Source organism: Nocardia sp. NPDC049737 (assembly GCF_040674755.1).
Taxonomy (GTDB): domain Bacteria; phylum Actinomycetota; class Actinomycetes; order Mycobacteriales; family Mycobacteriaceae; genus Nocardia.
Genome location: NZ_JBFANH010000017.1, coordinates 155,255 through 178,832, shown reverse-complemented (window position 1 = coordinate 178,832; position 23,578 = coordinate 155,255). Strand labels below are relative to the sequence as shown.

Below are 23,578 nucleotides of genomic sequence, written 5' to 3'. Positions count from 1 at the left end.
AAGCCTTCCCACTCGTGAAGCTGGCCTTAACCTTTTATTCATGACCGCGGCCTTCGAAGATATGGATCTGCGCGACCTCGTCGGACTGCTCACCGAGGATGAACAACGGGAGCTTCGACCGGCGCTGCTGCGTGTGTTATCCCGCCAAACCCCGCAGGAGCTACTCCGTCGTGAACTAGGCCTTCGTATGACGAAGGTCTGACGCCGCCGGATCACCGAACACCATCCACCAGGCCGTTGCGCCGGCCAGTACAGCCGACGCCGCGGCCTTTCGTCGTTAAAGGGCGCTGTTGAACTGAGCGGCCGGCACCGGATTGTGTGTCGGGTTTCCTTGGCATCCGGACACGAGTGGGCGCTGAGGACAACTCGGTCCTCGAAACGAGAACAGGCCCGCCGAATTCGACGGGCCTGTCTGTCTACGACCTAGAACACACGCAGCTGTCCGGGCGACCAGAGTCCCGAACGACTGGCCGTACCTGTATCCAACTTGGCCGGAACCGCATTCGGGTAGTACTGGTCGTACCGCTCCAACGAACCCCAGTCCCGCGCCCAGTCGTGCTTCAGATACGTCGGAATGGTGCTCGACTTCGCCAGCATCTGACTGAAGCCGAGGAGACCACCGAATTCCTCGGCCTGCCAGGTATTCGTCGAGCTGATGGCCAGCGGCCTATCCGGCAGGATCCGGTAACCGGGCACCTCGGCCACGCCGTTCTTGTGGTCCAGTGGCCGCTGGCACGGGAACTGCAGCCCGACCGCCCAGTCCAGCAGCACCGGCTGCTCGGAGCCGATAAAGCTATTGAGCGTGGCCAACTTCGGCATCCGGGGCGGGGTGAACGCCAGCCACTGATCGCCGATCAGAATCGGGTCATTGGCGACAATGCGCACCGCATCGGCATCGGGTGCGAGCTCGTCGAGCGGAATGCGCAGATTGCGCCACGACGGGAACGGACCGATATCGCGCGGCAGGTAGGTGCCGAGCATCTGCACACTGCCGTCGGGCAGGTGCTTGCCGTAGTCGACGGTCAGCGACTGGCCGTACCGGGTATCGCCGGTGTCGTCGACGGACAGGATGCGGCCAGCTGCCGAAATGACCACCAGCGGATGATCATCCGAGCGCGGCGCCAGCTGGTACCAGCTGGAGACCAGATGCGCGGGCTGCTGCACGCCGCCCTGGTAGCTGCCCATCACCGGCGTGGTGGCCGGGTCGAGGCCGAAGGGCAGGGTGGCCCGGCTGCCGTTGACACCGGTCGCGCCGTAACCGCCGTCGGTGCCCGCGTTCTGACCGTCCGCGCCGACCGGACCGACCGACTGGGTGGAGGTATTGCCGGTACCCGGCTTCACCTCGATGGTGTCGGCGCTGAGCTTCTCGGGCACACCGTTCGGATCGAAGCCGACCGGATCGGCGCCGGCCAGCGGATCACCGTTCTTCGGCGGATTCGCCGGATCGATGATCGGTGTGAGCATGCCGTTGCCCTTGTTCACATCCGGTTCCACCAGCACGTCATTGGCAAGACCGCACGAATTACCCTGCACCGCATCGAAATTCGAGCGTGCGAGCGAATAGGCCGGGTACTGCGCCACTGCGCCCTTGACCAGCGAGAACACCTCGAGCAGCACCATCAGCGCGGCGACGACGGTCAGCGGGATCGCGGCGAACTTGCGAATCCGCTTGCCGCGCACGGACTTCGCCGACGGCTGCGGCCTGGTGTAATCCTCGCGCAGCGCCGACCAGGCGACCAGTGCCAGCGCCAGCCCGAACAGCACCAGCATGAACGTGTTCGACTGGTAGCCGTGCAGCGAGATCCGCTTGTCGAACCACGGCACGCCGAAGCTGGACACGTACCAGTAGCCGTTGATGCCCGAGAAGGCGACCGCGAGCACGAACAGCAATCCGGCGAGGAAGATCGCCCGGTTCTTCCTGGCCCGCAACGCACTTGCCGAAACCGCCACCGCGGTGACCGCGGCCAGTGATCCGGCGATGCCCGCGTACGCGCCGAAGTGATGGGTCCACTTCGTCGGGTTGAACATCATGAAGAAGATGGTTCCGAAGACAACGCCCATCAGCCGCCAGGTCGGACCGCTGGCGATGCCGGGAACCTGCCTGCGCCGCAGCAGTACCAGCATGGTGGTGAACAGGCACAGCAGCATCATCAGGAAAGCGAACCGGCGCGAAAGCGATCCGTCGACGGTCTCCACGAACAGGTAGTAGTAGCGCAGGTAGTCCTCGTACCAGGCCAGATTCGGACCGGTCACCTGCCGAACCCGGTTGGCCTCCTGGATACCGGCGAAGGTCTGGTCGCTGTAGACCACGATCAGCACCAGCAGACCCGCCGCCGCGATCGGCGCGAGCAGCGGCAGCGTCGAACCCCACTTGCCCACCCCCTGCGCCGCGAACTGCCGATGCCGCCGCACCACGATCCGCACCAGCGGCCGGATACCGGCGAGCAGCGCCGCCACACACATCAGACCGGTCGGCGCCGCCGCCAAGGTGAACGCGGCCACCAGAATCGCCACCGCGGCGGGCAACAGACGACCCGTCGCGATGGCCCGCTCGATCGACACCCAGGTCAGCAGCGCGCCGAGCGCGACGATCGGCTCCGAGCGCAGACCGTTGTCGAACGGCAGCCAGAACGCCAGGAAGACCAGTCCACCGGTCCACAGCGCCACCTTGCTGTTGCGCACCCCGCGTCCGAGCCGGGGCACCACCTCGCGGCTGATCACCATCCAACAGAGAATCGCGCAGAACAGCGCGGGCAACCGGACCCATGGGCTCGCGGTGGAGATCTCCGAGAAGGCCTGGATGACGTAGTAGTACCAGCCGAATGGGGCCTCCGGCACGCCGTACCAGCGGAAGTAGTTGGCCATATAGCCCGCGTGCGGCGCCACCCGCACCATGCTCAGGATGTAGCCGTCATCGGAGGTATTGGCACCCACGAAATGCCACAGCAGCAGTGTGCCGACGACCGCGCCGTCCGCCCAGTTCGGCTTCAGCCAGTTGGCGGGCAGGAACCGGCGGTGCCCGCGCCCGTCACTGCCGTCGAGCCGAGCCAGTGCGCCGAGCGCGATCAGCGTGCACAGCACCGCCGCGATCATCGCGATCAACTTGACCGGCGCCGGGCTGGAGGAGAACCGCGTGTCCACCGTCATATGGAACGAGAGGCCGCTGGGCACCGCGCCCTTCAGATCGGTGAAGACACCGACCACCTGCGGCCGCAGATCACCGCTGAGCTGCCCCTCGACCGGTACCTCGACTTTCTGCGTCGTCCCGGGCGCCGCGCCCTCGACCGGCCGCTCGATCGTCGTGGTCACCCCCTCGAACGCAGCCCTGGTCCGATTGACATCGGAGCTGATGGTGATCGACGTGCACGCGCCCAGCTGTGCACGCTCGGCCGAGGCGACCACGGCATTGCGGTCGACCACATCCACCGTGGTGTCCGAGACCCGCACGAACATCGCCTCGAGCGAGGCCCGGTCGCCCTGCGGCGGCGCGGTGGCCAGCAGCATCCCGCCGTAACTCGGCAGCTGCTCGACCGCAGCGCACGGAATGCTGGCGGTGAGGTCGATCGGCACCTGCGACATCAACGGCGCCTGCACGCTGTTGAGGGCGCCGTCCTGCGGCCAATTCAGCGTCGCGGTGGTCTGGCTGACCGGTAAGAACGGAGCTGCCAGCGCGAGCAGCGCGCCGAGCACGCCGGCGACCAGCGCGACGAGGCGCGCGGTTCGGAAATCGCTCGGTGCGACTTCGGGCGCGGCGGGCGGTTTTGTCAAGACAGCGGTAGCGGCGTCGGGCACGGTTGGCAATGCTAGCTGTGTTGGATTTGCCGCGCCTGCGGCACGGCGTGTTCTCGGCCCATGCTCGATCTCGCTGCGCTCGAAACCGGAGCTGAGCCGCGTGGTCGGCAACGCCGGTATGTGCGGCGACCAGGGAATTGGTGTGGCTGCACAGCGCCCACACGGGCGCGGCGTATAACGCTGGCGGCCCGTCACGCTCAGTAAAGTCGACCCGAACTGCTGACCAGTTGCCATGGGGATGGAAAGGTGGACTTTATGACAAAGGTGAATCTCGAAACCAACTACGGACAGATCGTGCTGGAGCTCGACGACGCGAAGGCCCCGAACACCGTCGCGAACTTCGTGAATTACGTGAACGCCGGCCACTACAACGGCACCATCTTCCACCGCGTCATTCCGGGTTTCATGATCCAGGGCGGTGGCTTCACCCCCGAGATGCAGCAGAAGGGCACGCAGGCCCCGATTCAGAACGAAGCGAACAACGGCCTGAAGAACGACAAGTACACCGTCGCGATGGCCCGCACCAACGACCCGCATTCGGCCACCGCGCAGTTCTTCATCAATGTCTCCGATAACGGCTTCCTGAACCACTCCGCACCGACCCCGCAGGGCTGGGGCTACACGGTCTTCGGCAAGGTCGCCGAGGGCTCGGAGGTGGTCGACAAGATCGCCGCGGTCTCTACCGGTTCGGCGGGCATGCACCAGGACGTGCCGCAGGACGACGTCATCATCGAGTCGGCAAAAATCGCCTGACTTCCCCGCCACGCAACAGAATCGGGCCGCACCCCAATCGGGGATGCGGCCCGACCCGTCAGAGCGGCAGGAGGTGGTGTTTGCGGGGGTTGCGGATGAGTGCCTTATCGCGCAGCAGGTGCAGGGCGCGACGGAGTTCCAGGCGGGTGGTCGACGGCTCGATGACGGCGTCGATATAGCCGCGCTCTGCCGCGACCCACGGGGTCGCCATGGTCGCGTTGTAGAAGTCGATCATCTGCTGACGCACCGCGGCGCGCTGATCCTCCGGCGCCGCTTCGATCTGCTTGCGGCCGATCAGGCTGACCGCACTTTCCGCGCCCATAACCGCGATCCGCGCGGTCGGCCAGGCCAGATTCACATCCGCACCGAGCTGTTTCGAACCCATCACCGCGTATCCGCCGCCATAGGACTTGCGGATGACCACGGTCACCTTCGGCACGGTGGCCTCGACATAGGAGAACAGGAAGCGGCCGCCGCGCTTGATGACGCCGATCTTCTCCTGTTCCACACCGGGTAGGAATCCCGGTGTGTCGACAACGAATACCAGTGGAATCTCGAACGCGTCGCACATCCGCACGAAGTGCGCGGCCTTATCCGAGGCCCTCGCATCGAGCGCACCGGCGTACACCATCGGCTGATTCGCGACCACACCGACGCTGTGGCCGTCCACCCGGGCGAATCCGGTGATGACATTGCGCCCCGCCGTGGCGCCGATCTCGTGGAAATCACCGTCGTCGAATATGCGCAACAAGATGTCGTGCATGTCGTACGCGGCATTATCCGAGTCCGGGACAATCGAATTCAGTTCCAGATCCGATTCGGTGACCTGCGGCTCCAGACCCGGATTCACGATCGGCGGCCGTTCCGTGCAGCTCGTCGGCAGGAAGCCCAAATACGCGCGCACCCATTCGAACGCGGACTGCTCATCATCGGCGACGTGATGGATATTGCCGTACTGCGCTTGGCTATTGGCGCCGCCGAGTTCCTCGAGGCTGACATCCTCGCCGGTGACCTCCCGGATAACGCCGGGCCCGGTGACGAACATGTAGGCCTCGCCGGTAGCCACCACCACGTCGGTATTGATCGGCGCGTACACCGCTCCGCCCGCGCACTTGCCGAGAATCATCGAAACCTGCGGCACCATGCCCGATAGCGGCTCGGCGCGGGAACCCAGCTCGGCGTACCAGGCCAGGGAGGTCACCGCCTCCTGCACCCGGGCGCCGCCGGAATCGTTGATGCCGACCACCGGGCAGCCGACCTTGGTCGCGAACTCCAGGACCGCGGCAACCTTGCGGCCGAACATTTCCCCGACCGAACCGCCGTAGACGGTCTGGTCGTGCGAGAAAACCGCCACCGGCCTGCCCTCGACAAGGCCGTGCCCGGTGACCACGCCGTCGCCGTACAGTGCCGTCGGATCGCCCGGCTTACGCACCAGCGCACCGATTTCCACGAAGGTACCCGGATCGAGCAGCATATTGATCCGGTCGCGGGCGCTCGGAATTCCCTTTTTAGCCCGCTTCGCCACCCCCGCTTCGCCCGCCGGTTCCTGCGCTAATTCAAGTCTTTTGCGCAGATCGGCAAGTTTCTCGGCAGTAGTGCTCACTTCGACCCTCTCATCAGGTTGCACGCACCCCTAAGGGGCAATCACAGCAAGTCTCGCGGTGAGGTCGGCTCCGATCTTTCCGATCCTCGGCTCGTCAACGATCTGGAGATGGTCACCCGGGATATGAATAACCTCGAGGTTCGGAATGTATTCATCCCAACCACCATTGGGTCGACGATCCGCGTACCGCGGCTCCAACTCGATCATGCCGTCGTGGTAGCGATCGGCGAGATAAAGCACCACATCGCCCTCGTAGTGACTCGGCGTGGTCTTGGCCAGGTGGCGTCCCTCGATCCACGAGGTGCGCTGATGCTCGAGCACACCCCCGGGAATCTTGGTGCCACTGATCTTGATCAGATCCGACACCATCTTGAACTGCTCCTCGTCCGAGGCCGCGGCAAGCTCTTCCAACTGCTCCTGCGGGAGTTCACCTTCCACGCCGTAGGTCTTTTTGGCGAAGGCCTGATAGCGCTGGATCCGTCGGACCCGCTCCTGCGGGCTGTTGTTCTCGCCCTCGGTCGGGATGGCCAGGTCGATCAGGCCGACGACGCGCACATCGGCCCCCTCGGCGCGCAGCAGCTGCGCGACCTGCAGAGCGAAAACCGCGCCGAGCGACCAGCCGTACAGCACGTACGGACCGTTGCCTTGGATCTTGCGGAGTTCGGGCAGGTATTGGCGTGCCCGCGCGGCGATATCGCCCTCGACGCGCTCGAAACCGTACATCGGGGTATCGGCCGGAAGCCGCTTCAGCAGCGGTTCGTAGACCAGTGTGTTGCCGCCCGATGGGTGGAATACGAAGACCGGCACCGCATTCGAACCCTCGGCGCGCACCCGCAGCGGACGCACGAACCCATCCACATCGGCACCGCTGTTCTGCAGTTCGCGCACGATATCGGCGAGCTGCTCGATGGTCTCGCAGTCGAGCACATCATCGACGGTCACCTCGGCCTTGACCCGCTCGGTCAGTCGCGTCGCCAACTTCTCGGCAACCTCTTCTTCGAGGATCGGCAGGGTATTGAAGATGCCACCCGCCGACTTACCCGTCACGATCGCCCAGGTAGCGAAGGTCAATCGCTCGGCGGCATCGCGCGGCGGGACATCGTCCTCGTCGGCACCGGCGGGCTGCCCACCGAAGATCGCGGCGGCGTCGGCGGGAGCCGCGGCAGCAGCCACGGCCTCGGCCGCGCCGACCGAGGTCGTGTTCTCGGTATCCAGAGCGCGTTCGATCGCGGCCTGGTCGGCCTGGGCCGCAGCGGCCTGCTCGGAAGTGGCCGGGGCAGGCGCGGCGGTACCAGCGGCAGCACCGGTGATACCGGCAGCCGTCTCCGCCTCAACGACAATATTCTCGGCCTCCGCCTGCACCGAAGTGTTCTCGGCATCGAGCGAAACCCCTTCGGCACCAGCAGCATCAGCCACCGCGGCAGCCGGATCTGCACCTGCCGCGACCGCCGCGCGCGCCGCAGCGATGAATCCGCCGTCGACCGCGATCTCCTCACCGGCCGCCTGCTTATCGGCGATCGCCTGCACCTCGTCACGGTGCTCGATGGCATAGCGCAGCACCTTGCCGACCTCGTTCAGGTTGGCATCGCGCACGGCCTGAATCTGCAGCTGCGGAATATCGAATTCGTATTCGACCCGGTTCTTGATGCGCATGGCCATCAGCGAATCGAGGCCGAGCTCCATCAGCGGGATCTCCATCGGCAGATCCTCGACCGCATAGCCCATCGACTCGGCGACGATCAGCGCCAGCCGCTCCTCCAGGGGCTGCGTACCCGCCGGATCCCAACGCTCACCGAAGGTTTCGACGACCTCGAGATCGGCATCCCCGGTGCTCGCGACCTCGGTCCCCGGAACCGCGGCTGCGACAACGGGTTCGGGCAGCGGCGCACCCGAGGCGACGACCGCCTCGAACAGCAGCTGGAAGTTCGCGCCCTCGCGCGCGTGCACCTGCACCGACGCACCGCCGAGGTGCGGGATCAGCGTGGTGGTCAGTGTTCCGGTGTTCGGCAGCACCGCGTGCGGGACCGAAGCGCCCAACGACACGTCGCTGAGTACCTGTGTCGCAGCGGATTTCACCAGCGCCGCGAGATCGGTGACGGCTGAGGCCTGCACCTCCCACACGTGCCGGCCGTCCGGCAGCGCGACATGCGCACCGGGCACCCGGGCATTGCCGCTGCCACCGGCCATCTTCGCCTTCGGCCAGTACTGCTTGCGCAGGAACGCGGTCCGCGGAATATCGGCGTAGTCGCCAGCGGGCAGCAGCGACGGCAGATCGACACGATGTCCGTGCACGTAAAGCTGTGCCAGCGCGGAGATTACGCCCGCCGACTCGTCTTCCTTGCGCTTGAGGGTCGGGATGAGCTGCGCATCGTGCACACCCGCCGCGAAGGTCGTGCCCAGAACCTGCATCAGCGCAACGGAATTCGGCGCCAACTCCAAGAAGGTGGTGTGGCCGTTGTCCACTGCGAGCTTCACCGCATTGGTGAAGTACACCGAGTGGCGCATGTTCTTGACCCAGTAGTCCTCATCGTGCACCGGGTCGCTGCCGGGCCGGTAGAACTCTTCCTTGTTGACGGTCGAATACAGTCCCGCCGTCAACTTGGTCGGCTCGATACCGGCCAGCTCCGCCGCCAACTCGCCGAGCAGCGGATCCATCTGCGAGGTGTGTCCCGCGCCCCGGGTCTGCAGCACTCGGGCGAATTTGCCCGCCTGCTCGACCTTCGCCACGATCGCCGCGACCTGATCCTGCGGACCGCCGATCACGGTATTCGTCGGCGCCGCGTACACCGCGCATTCGACATCCGGATAGTCGACCAGCAGCGTCTCGACATCGGCGGCACTCAGCTCGACCAGCGCCATATTGCGCACATCGTCATCGCTGATCATCGCCTCGCCCTCGCCCATCAGGCGCGAGCGGGCGCAGATCACGCGCACCGCATCCTCGAGCACGAGACCACCGGAGATATAGGCCCCGGCCACCTCACCCATCGAATGGCCCACCACCGCATCGGGTCGCGCACCGTGCGCACGCAGCAGTGCGGCCAGACCGATCTGAATGGTGAAGATGCCGACCTGCGAGGTGCCGACGTTGTAATCCTGGGCGTCGTCCAGGATCATCTCGCGCACCGAATACCCGGCCTCGTCCTGCACCAGCTCGTCGACCTCGTCGACGGTCTTGCGGAAGATCGAATTCTCCAGATAGAGCTGCTTACCCATCTTGCGGTGCTGCGCACCGAATCCGGACAGCACCCAGACCGGGCCCTGCGCGACGGGCGCGTCCGCGGTGAACACACCGGCCCCGGGCTTGCCCGCGGCGATCGCACGCAGACCGGCAACGGCCTCTTCATGGGTCTTGGCGATGACCACGCCACGTGAACGCCAATGGCTACGCTTGGCCAGCGAGCGTGCCACATCCGCGAGCGGAGTGTCGCGGCCTTTCTCAGTCTCCAGCCAGTCGGCCAGTTCCGCGGCAGCGCGGCGGCGACGCGAAGGCAGGTAGGCCGATACCGCAAGGATCACCGGCAGCGGTTCGGCCCGCTCGGTCGACTCCCATTCCGCAACGGCCGCTACGTCTGCCGCGACCTGCTCGGCACTTTCGGCGACTATTTCGGCGGCCTCCGCTACCACATCTGTGGTCTCGTAGTCCGTATCGACCATTTGGTTCCGGTCTGCCGCCTCGTCGACCTCGGCGACGAGATCCGTAGTCTCGTGATCCGAGCCGAGGGTTTCGTTCTGGTCAACCGCAGCCGAAGTCGGCTTGTATTCCTGGATGACAACGTGGGCGTTGGTACCACCGAAACCGAAGCCGGAAACACCGATGGTCGCGGTGCCGCTGTAGCGCGGGAATTCCGACGGCTCGTCGACGACCTTCAGGTGAGCCTGCTCGAACGGGATATACGGGTTCGGCCCGGCGTAGTTGACGTTCGGCGGCAGTACGTTGTTCTGCAGCGCCATGACCACCTTGGCCAGGCTGGCAGCGCCCGCGCCGGACTCCAGGTGCCCGAAGTTCGTCTTCGCCGAGCCGAGCAGCGCGGGCTTGTCGTCGTCGCGACCGCGACCGACCACCCGGCCGAGCGCATCGGCCTCGATCGGGTCACCGAGCAGCGTGCCGGTGCCGTGGGCCTCGATGTAGTCGACCGTGGACGGCGCGATGCCTGCATCCCGATAGGCCCGGCGCAGTACATCGGCCTGCGCATCCGGGTTCGGTGCGACGATGCCGTTGGACCGGCCATCGGAATTGATCGCCGAGCCCTTGATCACCGCGAGAATGCGATCACCATCACGTTCGGCATCGGCCAGCCGCTTGAGCACCACCAGACCGGCGCCCTCGGAACGGACCATGCCGTCGGCATCGGAGGAGAACGCCTTGATGCGGCCGTTCTTGGCGACCGCGCCGATCGAGTCGAAGCCGAGAGTGATCGCGGGCGCGAGCAACATGTTCACGCCGCCGGCCAGTGCCAGGTCGGCGTCACCGTCGCGCAGTGCGCGCACCGCTTGGTGCACCGCGACCAGGGTGGACGAGCAGGCAGTATCGACAGCGACAGAGGGGCCGCGGAAGTCGTAGAAGTAGGAGATCCGGTTGGCGATGATGCCAGAGGATCCACCGGTCAGCGCGTACGCATCAGCCGAGGCGGGTGCACTCGGATCGGACTGACCCAAGCCGAGGGCGGACACCAACTGGAAGTCGTTGGTAGAAGTACCGACGAAAACACCGACCGACTCACCCTTGAGGTCGCTTGCGGGAATCCTGGCGTGCTCCAATGCTTCCCAGGCCAGCTCCATCATCAAGCGCTGCTGCGGATCGACCCGCTCGACCTCGATCGGAGACATAGCGAAGAACTCCGCATCGAAGCCCTTGACTACGTCTTGGTCGAGGTAGCCGCCCAAGGTGTTGCCCTCGGCGACCTTCGCGGCCACCGCCGGGTCGTCGGTGAACTCGTCCCAACGCCCCTCTGGGCGCTCCCGGATCGCGTCACCGCGGCTGATCAGGAATTCCCAGGTCGACTCCGGCGTATCGCCCGCACCGGGCAGCCGGGTGGACAGGCCGACGATCGCGATGTCGTGCGCATCGCCCGGCTGGTACCCGGCCGTGTAGAACGAGTCGTTACCCGACTCCTCCGGCAACTCCGGCTCACCATTGATGACGACCTCGGCCAGCGACGCGATAGTCGGATGCTGATAGACGACCGTCGCCGTCAGCACGACACCGGTCAGCTCTTCGATATCACCGCCGAGGGCGATGGCATCGCGTGAGGCCAGCCCGAACTCCTCCATCGGCCGGTCCACCGTGATCTGCTCGATCGGTTGACCGGTCGCGTCGGCTACCCAGCGCCGCAGCCACTCCCGCAGCTCCGCGACCGACATATCGGTCGTCGCGGCGGGTGGCGAAGCCTGCCCGGCGTCAGTGGTATCGACCGCGTCCGCATCGGCGGGCACGATCTCGGTCGTCTGGTCGGGCGTGCCCTCGTTGTCAGCCATCAGTTCCTCAAGCTACCTGTCTGCGTACCGGGCACGCCGTGAATCGACCCCCGGCGTGGAAAGCCACGCCGAGCGTCGATATTCGGATCGAGCCACCCTCGGGCAATTACTCTTCCGGTGCATCGGGGAAGGCCTGCTGGGTGTAACCACCCCGCAGCGTTCCCTCCAGATAAGCAGTCTTGCAGGCGCGTCGAGCGATCTTTCCGCTGGAGGTCCGTGGAATCGAACCAGCGGGGACCAAGAGCACGTCGCGCACGGTCACGCCGTGGCGCTGGGAAATGGCCGCGCGGACCGCGTCGCCGATCGGCAGCGGGTCGGCCTTACCGGCGCCCGGTCCGCGCTCGGCCACAATGACCAGCTGCTCGGAGGCGTCGTCGGCATCGAAGCTCAGGCCGGAATGGCTGCCCTGTTCGAATACCTCGGCGGGCAGTTGGTTCGCGGGCACCGAGAACGCGGCGACGAAACCGGGGCGCAGCGCCTTCGAGGCCTCCTGCGCGGAGAACTCGAGGTCCTGCGGGTAGTGATTGCGGCCGTCGACGATCACGAGGTCCTTCACCCGACCCGTGATGTACAGCTCGCCCTCGTAGTACACGCCGTAGTCGCCGGTGCGCATCCAGTTGGCGTCGAGCGCGGTGCCCTCGGTGTGGCTGCCCTCGGACAGGCGGTGGGCGACCTTGTTGTGGAAGGTCGCTGCGGTCTCGTCCGGACGACCCCAGTAGCCGATGCCCATATTGTTGCCGTGCAGCCAGATCTCACCGACCTGACCGTCGGCCAGCTCGTGCCCGCCGCCGTCGGAATCGACGGTCTCCGGATCGACGATGGCGGCCCACTGCGACAGCGCGACATAACCGCAGGAGACCTGAGCGATGGCGTTCTCGGCGCCCTGCTCGACCCTGATCATGCGGCCCGCGTTGAGCTCGTTGCGGTCGACGTAGACGACCTTGGCCTCGTCCTCGGCCTTGGTCGCGGAGACGAACAGCGTCGCCTCGGCCATGCCGTAGCAGGGCTTGATCGCGGTCTTGGGCAGGCCGTACGGGGCGAACGCATCGTTGAACTTCTTCATCGACGAGGTGGTCACCGGCTCACTGCCGTTGATCAGGCCGATGACATTCGACAGGTCCAGCGATTCACCGTTCTTCGGCAGACCACGCGCGGCGGCGTGCTCGAAGGCGAAGTTCGGTGCGGCGGCAAAGGTTCCGGCGCCGTCGTTGTGTGCGGCCAGTTCCTTGATCCAGCGGTACGGGCGGCGCACGAACGCGCTCGGCGACATGATGGTGATGTACTTGCCGCCGACCGCGGGCAGGATCACCGTCAGCAGGCCCATATCGTGGAACAGCGGCAGCCAGGTGACACCGCGTGAGTTCCAGTCCAGGTTGATCGCGTCGACCATCTGCAGCAGATTGGTGCCGACCGCCCGGTGGGTGATCTCGACACCGGCCGGGACGCGCGTGGAGCCCGAGGTGTACTGCAGGTAGGCGATGTCATCGACGGCGACATCGGGTCGCACCCAGCTCTCGCCGACGGCGTCCGGGATCGCGTCGACCGCGATGATGCGCGGACGCTGGGCGGCGGGCAGCGAGCGGAAGAACTGGCGCACACCGGCCGCGGAGGAGCTCGCGGTCAGAATGGCCGAGGGTTCGCAGTCGCCGAGCACCGCGTGCAGGCGGTCGGTGTGGCCCGGCTCGTCCGGGTCGAACAGCGGCACCGAGATGGTGCCCGCGTAGATCGCGGCGAAGAAGGAGATCACGTAATCCAGGCCCTGCGGGGCGAGGATCGCGACCCGGTCACCCGGGTTGGTCACCTGTTGCAGTCGAGCGGCCACCGCGCGCAGCCGAATACCGAACTCACGCCACGTCAGCTCCTGCGCCTCACCGTCACGCTCGCGCGAATAGTCGATGTAGCGGTACGCGAGGGTGTTCGCGTCGTTGCGGGTGTGCTTCTCGACGTGGTCCACCAGGGTGTGATCATCGGGAATACGGATGTTCCCGGTCTCATCCAGGTAATCGTCGAAAGTCTCTTCCATTCCTTCATCTCCTCCGAGGCACACGCAGCAAGACGGCGACAACGCCGCTGTTACCTGTGAGGCCCCGACTCGCTATCGCCCGCGGGTGCTCTACATGCAAGAGCCAGCCTGCAGATTTTATTGCGGTCTGCGCGGTAGACCGCTATCGGCTAGATGTTCTCAAACCAGAGTCATGTTACAGAGAAGACCGGGTCACTCCCCCCGCAGCAGCGGAATAATCGGCGCGAACGCGTCCATCTGGGTTGGGAACACACCGACATAGGACATCGATGTGAGTTGCCGCACCTGACGGATCTGTTCGGCGATCTCCTCGAATGTGCCGATCGCCACATAGGGCGAGGCGAGGATTTCCTCGACCGACAGTTTTACGTCGACCTCGAGGTCCGGGTGCAGTCCACGATCGATGGCCGACAACGCCATCTCGGCGGTCTTCTCCCGATCGTCGGTGATGACGATCGCGGTAATGGCCCAGTTCAGCTCGATATCGGCGAAACGCTCACCCGCGGCTTCCTTGATCAGGTTCACCTTCTCGATGGTCTTTTCCAAGGTGATCCCGGACAGCAGTCCCTTGCCGTTCTTGGTGGTGACCGGAACGACCGAGATGATATCGGCGTGCTTGGCGGCCAGTCGCAGCATCTTCGGGCCGCCGCCGCCGGTGCAGATCGGCGGGCGCGGGCCCTGCCGCGGCCGTGGCGTGCCCTTGACACCGTGCACCTGGTAGTACTTGCCCTCGAAGGTGCATTCCTGGCCACGCAGCAGCACATCGAGGATGCTCAGGGTCTCGTCCAACTTCGCAAGGCGCACACCCGGCGATTCGTACGGCAGACCAGCGGCGACGAATTCGTCCTGCTTCCAGCCCGCGCCGATGCCGACCTCGAGGCGGCCCTTGGACAGCACGTCGATGGTGGCCAGGTCCTTGGCCAGCACCACCGGATGCCGGAAACCATTGGCCAGCACCGAGGTTCCCAGCCGGATCCGCTCGGTGGCCTGGGTCAGCGCACCGAGTGCGGCGATCGGGCCGATCTGGTCACCCAGGTGATCGGGCACGACGAAGGTGTCGAAGCCGTATTCCTCGGCCGTCTGCGCGGTCTGGACGAACTTCCTGGCCCCGCCCTCTTGCTTATTTCCCTCGCCCGCGGCCGCGAAGCGGAAGGGCCGCAGCGGAGTACCCAGCGCGGTCAACTCGGCATCCGCGTCAGGGCTCGCCGTGGTGGCCGGTGCAGTGCCGTTTCGAGCGACCCGCAAGCGATCGCTAGCGGCGGCTTCTGTCATGAACTCATGCTCCTGGCTGTAAGGAAATGTGGGCGCGACGCCCGGCCGCATCGTGCCCACACTTCTGGGGGCTCGAGGGCCGGCATCGCGATCATCAGGCGCACTTTACAGCGTTGTGGTGTGTAGTTGCCCGGGCTTGCGTCACTAGCACCGCGATCAGGCGGGTTTCATGTGACCGGTCACCAAGGAAACAACTGATTTCGTGCGCCCATGGGTAACTCGCCGGGTACGCCCAGCGGCTCACCCGCATTCGACCGTCGGTCCGCGACGGCACTGTCGAGGCTCCCATGACCGGTAAAGGCCCGGGGAGGCGGTCAAGCATGCGCCGGGTGGGGCGCTGCTTCGATCAAACCTTCGGCCCAGTTCACTGTCCACTGTGTCGCGGTGGTGCCATCGCCGTCCACCACGTAACCGTTGTAGAGGCTGTGCACCGGGTTGCCCACCGCGCGGACGAGGGTCAGCACGCTGCCCACGATGTTCAGGGGACTCAACGCGTCGTGCGGCGAATCGCAGATCAGATCACCCGGCGCGCAGATGGTGTAGGTGCGATCGGCGAGCGAGCCGAAACCACCTTCCCTTGCGCCGGTCATCGTGATCCCGGGCACCTTCAACCCGTTGAGCGCGATCTCGGCGCCGACTCCGGCGGGCGCGGTGCCGATCTGGATGGCCTGCCCCGGCCCAGTGTCACCGGTGCGGCGACCGTCGGCGATCAGCATGACGCCCAGCACCTTGTCCGCGGGTACCGGCCCCTTGCCCACGCCGATCTGGTTGGCGATATCGCCCGCGATCACCGCGCCCTGGGAGAACCCGGCGAGCACATACGTGGTCAGCGGACAGTCGCGGTACCGATTCGACATCGCGTCGAGCGCACGCTGCCAGCCCTCGGAGCGGCTGTTGTTGTAGGACTGCTGACCGTCCGGCGGAATGGCGATCGGATTGGAGAACTGCGCGACGTACGGAACGGTGTATACATCGAGCCGCCCCTCCGAGAACTGTTGCGACACCGGCCCGGAGACGTTGAGCATCAACGAGATCGGATTGGCCGTCGGATTGTGCGGATCGTCGTTGCTATTCGATTCCCAGGTACCGGGTATCGAAATCATCTGCACATCGGGGCACCAGGCCGGCTGGGAGGTCGGCGGCGGCGGCGGCTTCGGGCCGGGCTTCGGCTTGCGCAGTGGACCGGCGAGCACGAACCACAGCAGCAGCGCGATGACGAGGACGAGCACCACCAGACCGATGAAGAGCAGACATCCCGCCGGTTTTCGGGGCCGGCGGGAGGCCGAACCGAGACGCGCACTCACTGGCAGTACGTCGCCTTAGCCGTATCGATGTAGATCCTTCCGGCCTTCTCCACTGGCATCTTCGCCGGATCGAAGGACGGATCCGATCCGGCCATGGCCGAGACGAAGGTCATCAGATCTTGATCGGAGGCATTCGCCGCGATGCCCTGGCAGACGTAGGAGCCGATGCTCAGCGCGATATCCGGGGTGGACGGGGTGATGCCCGCGGCCTTGAGCGCGTCGAGGAACTTCTTGTCCTTGTCGGTGAGCTTCGAGGTGTCCTCGGGGGCGGCATTGGTCGGGACGGGCTGCGGACGCTCCGGCGTCGCCGTATCGGTGGGCGTCTCGGGGGCCTGTGACGGCTGACCGGTCGCAGCGGCGCTGGTCGAGGCGGGGGTGGGCGCCGCCGTCGTAGTGTGCGACAGAGTCGGCGTACTCGTGGCCGTCGAATCGTTATTGCCACAAGCGGCGAGCAAGCCGGTAGCGGCGATCCCCACGACTACGCCGATAACCTTTCCGCGGGTCCGATGCATGAATTCGTGTCCTCGATCTGTTCACTAAGGGGTCGGGTCGCCACCCAGGCTAGAGGAAAGCCAACCATAGGTGCAGTCGGTCAGCAAACAGACCGGTTGGGATCAAATACCGTGAACTTCGGGTTTGCCATCGTGCACGGTTATGAATCCGGTCTGGAAATTCTGCTGGGTGCCGCCGGGAATGGCGAACTGGTCACTGGTCGGATACCCGAGCCTGCCGTTCTCATAGCCGACCACCGACCACATATCCATGATCGGACCCGAACGCACCGCCCACGCACCCGAGAGCGGGCTCCAGTAGATATTTCCGCCCTCGAACTTGCTGTAGCGTCCGAAATCCTTGCTCGGGGCCTCGGCGGCGGTAGGGAAACCGAGTTGACTGTTCTCATAACCCAATTCGGCGTACTTGCCCAGGATCATCCCCTGCACATGATGTGCGCCGGTCTTCGCGCTGTAGTAGATCGGGCCGTTTTCGAAGGGCTGGACTACACCGTCCTTATTGGGGGCCTTGGTCTCCGGCCCGGTGGGATATCCGGCCGGACCGCTCTCGAAGCCCTGCCTGCCCCATTCGTCGAGAATGGCGCCGCGCACCACCTGGGCGCCGGTTCGCGCAGTCCAGTAGAGCAGGCCGTTCTGGAAGGCCTGCATGCGTCCGCGGCCATCCGGCAGCCCGCGCTCGTCATCGGTGGGCAGGCCGAGCGAACCGCTCGGGCCGAGCGCGGCCTGGTAGCCGCCGCCGATCATGCCGCCGACCGCGTGCGCCCCGTCGGCCTGCGAATAGAAGACCCGACCGCCCTTGAAGTCCTGCGCGATGCCGCCCGCCACCGGGTACTCACCGGTCAGGCATTCACCGAGCCAGCCGTTGCCGCTGGCCAGCGCGGCGATCGCGCCCCCGGTCTGGCACGGCGGTTTGTTCGGGTCGACCCCGAGCGCGGCGGCGGCCTGCGGCCAGGACTGCCGCATTTCGAAATCCCAGTACGGCCACGAATGCGTGCCGGAGGGACGGTAATTCACCTGGGCGGGGATGGAGAGCTTGGCGAGTTTGGTCACGAAGTTCTGCGAGGTCAGCCGGGATAGGATCTCCAAGCCCATGCCCGCGTAATTGGTGCTTACCCCGGGAATGCCGCTGGCCAGGTCGAACGGCCCGGTCGAGCCGTTACCGCTGGAGATATACAGGCTGACGCCCTTGAGCTTGTCCGCCAACGCATATGGGTCGTGGCTGTCCCATTCCGGACCGCCCGGCGGACCCCACATGGCGGCCGAATCGAAGCCGCCCGCATCGTGCATGGCGAACTGGATCGCCTGCGGCATGCCGAGGGTGGTCGTGGTCAGCACGCCGGAGTACGACGCGGCGTATTTCGCGAAGTTCGGATTGCGGCCGGCCAGGAACATCGCGGCCGTGCCGCCCATCGAAATGCCTTCCATGCCACGCACCTCCGTGGTCCGCCACTGGCTCTCCAGTAGCGGCGGAAGTTCTTTGGTCAGAAAGGTCTCCCATTTGTAGTTGCGACCGTTGTCCGGCTGCAGCCAGTCGGAGTAGAAGCTGGACTGACCGCCGACCGGCAGCACCACCGTGACGTTCTTATCGGCGTAGAAATCCACCGCACCGGCGTCGTGGGTCCAGCCGCTCTCCTCCTCGGTGGCCCGCAGACCGTCGAGCATGAACAGGGCCGGGAACCTGGCCTCCGGGTGGGTGTTCCAATCCCGGGCCAGCAGCAGCTGCACCTGGATGGGGTTGGCCATCGACGGTGAATTGATCCACAGCGCGACCCGTCGATCGGTCAGCCACACCACCCGCTGCATCGTCGCGCCGACGGCCGCAGCGACGGCGGGCTGGGCGTTTGCCGGCGCGGTCGCCGGGGAAATGCTGGATGCGAGTGGGATCACGATGGCGATGGCGAGCAGCGCGACCCGGCCGCGGGCCACACGCCCGTCACGCCGCCCGCGCCGCCCCCGTCTGCCGAATGCGAGTGCTGCCACATGTGTTTCCTACCCCGGTTGCGGCGCGGTAGCCGGTAGACACGCGGATAGGCTTTTCCGCCTTCAAACGCGAAACGGCGCCATCTGCTTCCGTTCGGAAGCAGATGGCGCCGTTCGGCGTCTAGACCCTCAGCTCACCAACCGCCGGTGGCGTCGAGGATGCCGTTGTGGGAGTTCCACAGCTCACCCTCCCAGTACTTCCACGAGTGGGTACCCGCGGCCGGGAAGTCGAACGTGGCCGGAATGCCGAGCGAGCCCAGGCGAGACTGGAACGCGCGGGTGTTCACCAGCGAGAGCGCCTCCAGCGCCATACCGTTGGCGGTGTTGAAGTAGCCGACAGCCGAGTTCGGGTTGTCGTACTGCCCCGGCAGACCGCTGGCCGCCGAGATGTACATCGGCAGACCACGCAACTGCGGCGCGAAGACGAACGGGTCCATCCGCAGCCACTGCGAGCTCCACGGCGCGGCCATCGAGTCCACGTTGTAGCGGCCGGCATCCAGCATCGCGATGCGGATCGCCTCACGCATACCCGGCGCGGAGATGTTCAGGTAGCCGGAGTAGGACGCGGCGTACTTGAACTGGTCGCGGTGATAGGCGGCCAGTGCCAGCGCGGCCGAACCACCCATCGAGAGACCGACAACCGCGTTGTTCGTGCGCGACACACCGTAGCCCTCGAGGAAGGCGGGGAGTTCCCTGGTGAGGAAGGTCTCCCACTTGTAGGTGGTCTTCTGGCCGTTGGTGTTGCTCGGGCTGTACCAGTCGGCATAGAAGCTCGACTGGCCGCCGACCGGCATGATCAGCGAGATGTTGTCGTTGCCGAACTGCTGGAGGGCGTTCGTCTCGAACGACCATGCATTGCGGTCGTCACGTGCCCGCAAGCCGTCGAGCAGATACAGCGCCGCGTTACCGCCGCGCGCTGCCCACTGCACCTGGACCTTGATCGGCCCCATCTGGGACGGGACCATCAGGTCCTCGAAGCCGCCCGACGGCGTCCGCAGCGCGGGGCCGTGCACCGGCGCGGCCAAGGCAACGGTCGGGCCCGTCACGCCTGCGGCGATCGGTAGCGCCAACGCCGCGGCACCGACAGCCAGAATTCGATTCCGCCAACCACGAGGCGTGCCCCGCCGTCCCGACTTGGTTCTCTTCGGCGCGGCCGCCCTGCCGAAACCCATGAATCCTGCTCTCTTTCTGCTGTTGTGGTGTCGCCCGTAGCCCTTGCGGGCCGGGCAACACCCGTGCTGCCAACGAGACGCGCGTCACATGCGAACCGGTACCCGACATTCCGGCACAAGAGACGGCGCTACAACGATCTGGTCACACTTGCGCTCGCTGGAGGTTATTCGACATGCGAAGCCTTAGCAAGACCGGGGTATTCGAGTGACCGAATTCCGCCCGTTCACAAGCTGTGATCGTGCGGAGACCTTATCGCGTTCGTCCGGAGATGTCGTGTCGGAACGGGAATTTCGGACAAAGATTAGGGGGTCACTAGGGAGTCCCAATCCTTGCCCGGGAGTACCGGCTCGGATCCGGCACCATCCCGAGTGCTCGGTCGGCCCAGTAGCACCAGGCGTGCACGCCGACCGCGGGGTAGCGCAAGACCGCGTTCCTCGGGCCTGGGGATCCAGCCGGACCCGGAAGGCATGGGTCGTGATCGGCTCCAGCAATGCCAGCCGCAGCGCCATGCGCATACCTGGGCACCGAAATATTCAAGTAGCCCGAAAACGAACCGGCATAGCGGAATTGGTCCGGGTGATATACCGCTAGCGTCAGCGTCGCACTGCCGCCCACAACAGATATTCCACTTCGGCAGATCTCGGTTTCGATCTCCCAGCCGCTGAGATCGGCAGCGGCTATTCCGGAGGGCAGTGCCAATGCCACTCCGACCACCGACCGCTGCAGCCAACCACTGGCAACTAGTTCGCGAGGCCGCATCGATTCGACCTTCCGCCCATGCGAGCACCGTTCGCTGTTGTCGCGCATGAGGATCGACACTCCGCACCGATGCCTCCCGCGCACAGAAGGTCTCAGCGTTATCGCTCTTCTATAGGCAAATCTTCGAACCGCACCCCGAACGAAATGCCGCCGCCGTGCCGGACCGTGAGGAAATCCGGAGAATTTGTCGCTGCGGACTCCAACTACGGACCGAAATCGGACATACCGCGCCGAACACTTCCCAGCGATCACCCAGACAACAAGCGAACAAATAGATGAACCCGGACAAAACAAACGGACCGCCTGGCGTCCAGGCGGTCCGATCGGTGCGTAAAACTAACCGATGTTGGCGGAGAGGTCCGGGAGCATGCGGTTGAACTCGTCCTGCCAGTTGTTCCAGGCGTGGACGCCATAGGCCGGGAAATCGTAGACGGCATTACCGCCACCCAGCGTCGCCATGCGCACCTGGAAGGCCCGAGTGTTGGCCAGCGCCAACGATTCCAGGCCCATGCCGTAGAGCGTGTTGAAGCTCGGGCCGTCCTGAGAAGTCGGCAATCCGCTCGCCGCGGCAATCCAGAGCCTGGTGCCGTTACGCACCAGGTTGGGGGCGAAGACGAACGGGTCCATCCGCAGCCACTGTGGGCCCCACGGCGGCGCCATCGAGTCCACGTTGTAGCCGCCCGCGTCCAGCATCGCCGCCCGGATTGCCTCACGCATACCTGGCGCGGAGTTGTTCAGGAAGCCGGAGTACGAACCCGCGAACCTGAATTGGTCCGGATGATAGGCAGCCAGTGTGAGTGCGGCGCTTCCGCCCATGGACAGCCCGAAGACACCGTTGCCGTTCGGGTTGAACCCGAGCCGGTCGCGCAGCGCCCAGCGCAGATCATTGGTCAGGAAGGTCTCCCACTGATACCGATAACTCTTGCCGGGACCACCCGAGAGCGCGTTCATCGCGCCGGAGCCGGAGTTCGAGCCGGAGCCCGCGGGAACCCCGAAGAACTCACTGGGCGCGTTCCAGTCGGCGTAGAAGCTCGACATGCCACCGACTGGCATGACGACGTTGATATTCCAACTCGCCATCTGCTCGGCGACGTTGGTCTCGATCTCCCAGCCGTTCAACGTCTCCGGAGCGCGCAGGCCGTCGAGCGCGTACACAACACGGTTGGTATTGCCGTCCGCGGCCCGTAGCACTCGGGTCTTGATCGGGCCCATGCTGGAGTCGACCCAGAAGTCGAAGGCCGCCGGGTCGAAGCCAGCCGATGCGGTGGCGCCGCTGCCCGCCACGGAGATCCCGAGCGGTAACAGCATGGCCGTCGCCACGCCGAACACCAATTTCTTTGCCCAGTAACCCGAGGCAGATCCTGGGTCCCGACGCGGGGGCCTACGTTTCCAGCGCACACTTCGCATTCGACTCGACCTTTCATCCAGACGGCCAGCCAGCAAATAGTTAGCGACTTCGGCCGACCCCTCATCGGGCATACAGACGCACCGTCCTACTCAAAACGGACGATTCGACCTCTATGCATGCTCTTTGTACATCAACCTCCAGCAAATGCTTCTATGTTGCTGGAAAGTGATTCACCCCACAACTACCGAAGGCATCACGCAGCTGATTCGTTGTCAACGGGGGTTTCGGACGGATGCGAGCAAACAAAAAAAACCGCCTGGCGTGCGAACACGCCAGGCGGTTTCGAGCAGGTCTCGGATTACCCGATGTTGGCGGAGAGGTCCGGGATCATGCGGTAGACCTCGGACTCCCAGTTGTGCCAGTTGTGGATGCCGACAGACGGGAAGCTGTAGGTGACATTCTGCGCACCCAGTGTCGCCATCCGGACCTGGAAGGCCCGGGTGTTGACCAGCGCGAGTGCCTCCAGCGGCGTGCCCTGGATGACATCGATCGGCGAGCTGGCATCGGCCGGACCGGGCAGTGCGCTGCCGGCGGCAACCCAGAGCCTGGTGCCGTTCTGGATCAGTCGCGGCGCGAAGACGAACGGGTCCATGCGCAGCCACTGCGGGCCCCACGGCGGCGCCATCGCGTCGATGTTGTAGCCACCAGCGCTGATCATCGCGACGCGCAGCGCCTCGCGCATACCCGGTGCGGAGATGTTCAGGTAGCCGGAATACGAACCGGCGTAGACGAACTGGTCCGGGTGGTAGGCCGAGAGCGTCAGCGCGGCGCTGCCGCCCATGGACAGGCCGAAGACGCCGTTGCGGGTGGGGCTGAAGCCGAGGCGATCACGCAGGGCATTGCGCAGATCGCTGGTCAGGAAGGTCTCCCACTTGTAGGTGTTCGACTTGCCGAGAGTCTCGTTCCAACCCGAGGAGCCGGTCATCGCGGACCCGGAGGAAGAACCGTTGGCCGAACCCGACGAACCGGTGCTCAGGCCGAGGAAGTTACCCGGCGCGTTCCAGTCCGCGTAGAAGCTGGACGGGCCGCCGACCGGCATGACCACATTGATATTCCACTTGGTCAGTTCACGGGCGACCTCGGTATCGTTCTCCCAGCCGCTCAGGTCACCGCGGGCCCGCATACCGTCGAGCGCGTAGACCACGCGGCCGGTATTGCCGTCCGCGGCGCGGAAGATCCGCGACTTGATCGGACCCATGCTGGAGTCGACCCAGAAATCGAAGCCGTCCGGGTTGAACGCAGCCGACGCGGAACCCGCCGGACCTGCTACTGACACCCCGAGCGGCAGCAAGATAGCCAGCGACATCAGCACCGACCGCTTGAGCCACGAACTGGCTCTACGGGTTTTCAGACGTCCATTCTGCGTCCTTCGCCCGATCACGCCTCGCATCTGGTTTACGGCCTTTCGTTATGCGGTCGTACTACGACCGCGTCTCTACGTTGACCACTGGATGGGCCATGTCGAATCGGACGCCCCGACGGGCGTTCCCACGTACCATATCGCTTCATCGATGCGGTGAC

13 protein-coding genes and 1 pseudogene are annotated in these 23,578 nt (G+C 65.4%); 2 read left to right on the top strand and 12 right to left on the bottom strand.

Going from position 1 to position 23,578, the window contains the following annotated elements; all coding sequences use genetic code 11:
• Nucleotides 1-40 precede the first annotated feature (40 nt).
• Nucleotides 41-202, top strand: a complete 162-nt coding sequence (locus AB0J47_RS23330) for a hypothetical protein (protein ID WP_364349491.1) — start codon at nucleotides 41-43, stop codon at nucleotides 200-202.
• A gap of 221 nt (nucleotides 203-423) precedes the next feature.
• Here AB0J47_RS23330 and AB0J47_RS23325 read toward each other — a convergent pair whose 3' ends face one another.
• Nucleotides 424-3,768: an arabinosyltransferase domain-containing protein gene (locus tag AB0J47_RS23325; RefSeq protein ID WP_364349559.1), complete on the bottom strand. Its 3,345-nt coding sequence runs from the start codon at nucleotides 3,766-3,768 to the stop codon at nucleotides 424-426.
• A 279-nt stretch (nucleotides 3,769-4,047) separates the two neighbouring features.
• Here AB0J47_RS23325 and AB0J47_RS23320 point away from each other — a divergent pair, with 279 nt between their 5' ends.
• Entirely contained in the window at nucleotides 4,048-4,545 is a 498-nt protein-coding gene (locus AB0J47_RS23320; protein WP_364349488.1) for a peptidylprolyl isomerase, read from the top strand.
• 58 nt (nucleotides 4,546-4,603) lie between these two features.
• Here the strand turns inward: AB0J47_RS23320 and AB0J47_RS23315 are convergent, their stop codons facing one another.
• From AB0J47_RS23315 to AB0J47_RS23265, 11 genes and pseudogenes are all read right to left on the bottom strand, one after another.
• Complete coding sequence (locus AB0J47_RS23315) at nucleotides 4,604-6,148, bottom strand: acyl-CoA carboxylase subunit beta (RefSeq protein ID WP_364349485.1); 1,545 nt, start codon at nucleotides 6,146-6,148, stop codon at nucleotides 4,604-4,606.
• A gap of 30 nt (nucleotides 6,149-6,178) precedes the next feature.
• The gene (pks13, locus tag AB0J47_RS23310; RefSeq protein WP_364349482.1) at nucleotides 6,179-11,626 is read right to left on the bottom strand and encodes a polyketide synthase Pks13; all 5,448 of its coding nucleotides are present in this window, start codon (nucleotides 11,624-11,626) and stop codon (nucleotides 6,179-6,181) included.
• A gap of 106 nt (nucleotides 11,627-11,732) precedes the next feature.
• Entirely contained in the window at nucleotides 11,733-13,649 is a 1,917-nt protein-coding gene (gene fadD32, locus AB0J47_RS23305) for a long-chain-fatty-acid--AMP ligase FadD32 (protein ID WP_364349479.1), read from the bottom strand.
• Between the two features lie 192 nt (nucleotides 13,650-13,841).
• Nucleotides 13,842-14,831, bottom strand: coding sequence for an LLM class F420-dependent oxidoreductase (locus AB0J47_RS23300; protein ID WP_174555182.1), 990 nt, complete (start codon nucleotides 14,829-14,831; stop codon nucleotides 13,842-13,844).
• 404 nt (nucleotides 14,832-15,235) lie between these two features.
• Nucleotides 15,236-16,225 carry a cutinase family protein gene (locus AB0J47_RS23295; RefSeq protein WP_364349476.1) on the bottom strand — a complete coding sequence of 330 codons (990 nt, stop codon included), beginning with the start codon at nucleotides 16,223-16,225 and terminating at the stop codon, nucleotides 15,236-15,238.
• Complete coding sequence (locus AB0J47_RS23290; RefSeq protein WP_364349473.1) at nucleotides 16,222-16,737, bottom strand: DUF732 domain-containing protein; 516 nt, start codon at nucleotides 16,735-16,737, stop codon at nucleotides 16,222-16,224. The genes AB0J47_RS23295 and AB0J47_RS23290 overlap by 4 nt, the downstream gene beginning before the upstream one ends.
• Nucleotides 16,738-16,839: 102 nt before the next feature.
• Complete coding sequence (locus tag AB0J47_RS23285; RefSeq protein WP_364349470.1) at nucleotides 16,840-18,717, bottom strand: alpha/beta hydrolase-fold protein; 1,878 nt, start codon at nucleotides 18,715-18,717, stop codon at nucleotides 16,840-16,842.
• Nucleotides 18,718-18,851: 134 nt separating this feature from the next.
• Nucleotides 18,852-19,889, bottom strand: a complete 1,038-nt coding sequence (locus tag AB0J47_RS23280) for an alpha/beta hydrolase family protein (protein WP_364349467.1) — start codon at nucleotides 19,887-19,889, stop codon at nucleotides 18,852-18,854.
• Nucleotides 19,890-20,202: 313 nt separating this feature from the next.
• Nucleotides 20,203-20,517, bottom strand: a pseudogene (locus tag AB0J47_RS23275) (alpha/beta hydrolase-fold protein); the annotation flags it as partial.
• A 468-nt stretch (nucleotides 20,518-20,985) separates the two neighbouring features.
• On the bottom strand, nucleotides 20,986-21,957 hold the full coding sequence (locus AB0J47_RS23270; protein ID WP_364349464.1) for an alpha/beta hydrolase family protein: 972 nt from the start codon (nucleotides 21,955-21,957) through the stop codon (nucleotides 20,986-20,988).
• Nucleotides 21,958-22,355: 398 nt separating this feature from the next.
• Nucleotides 22,356-23,363: an alpha/beta hydrolase family protein gene (locus AB0J47_RS23265; protein ID WP_364349461.1), complete on the bottom strand. Its 1,008-nt coding sequence runs from the start codon at nucleotides 23,361-23,363 to the stop codon at nucleotides 22,356-22,358.
• Nucleotides 23,364-23,578: the final 215 nt, after the last annotated feature.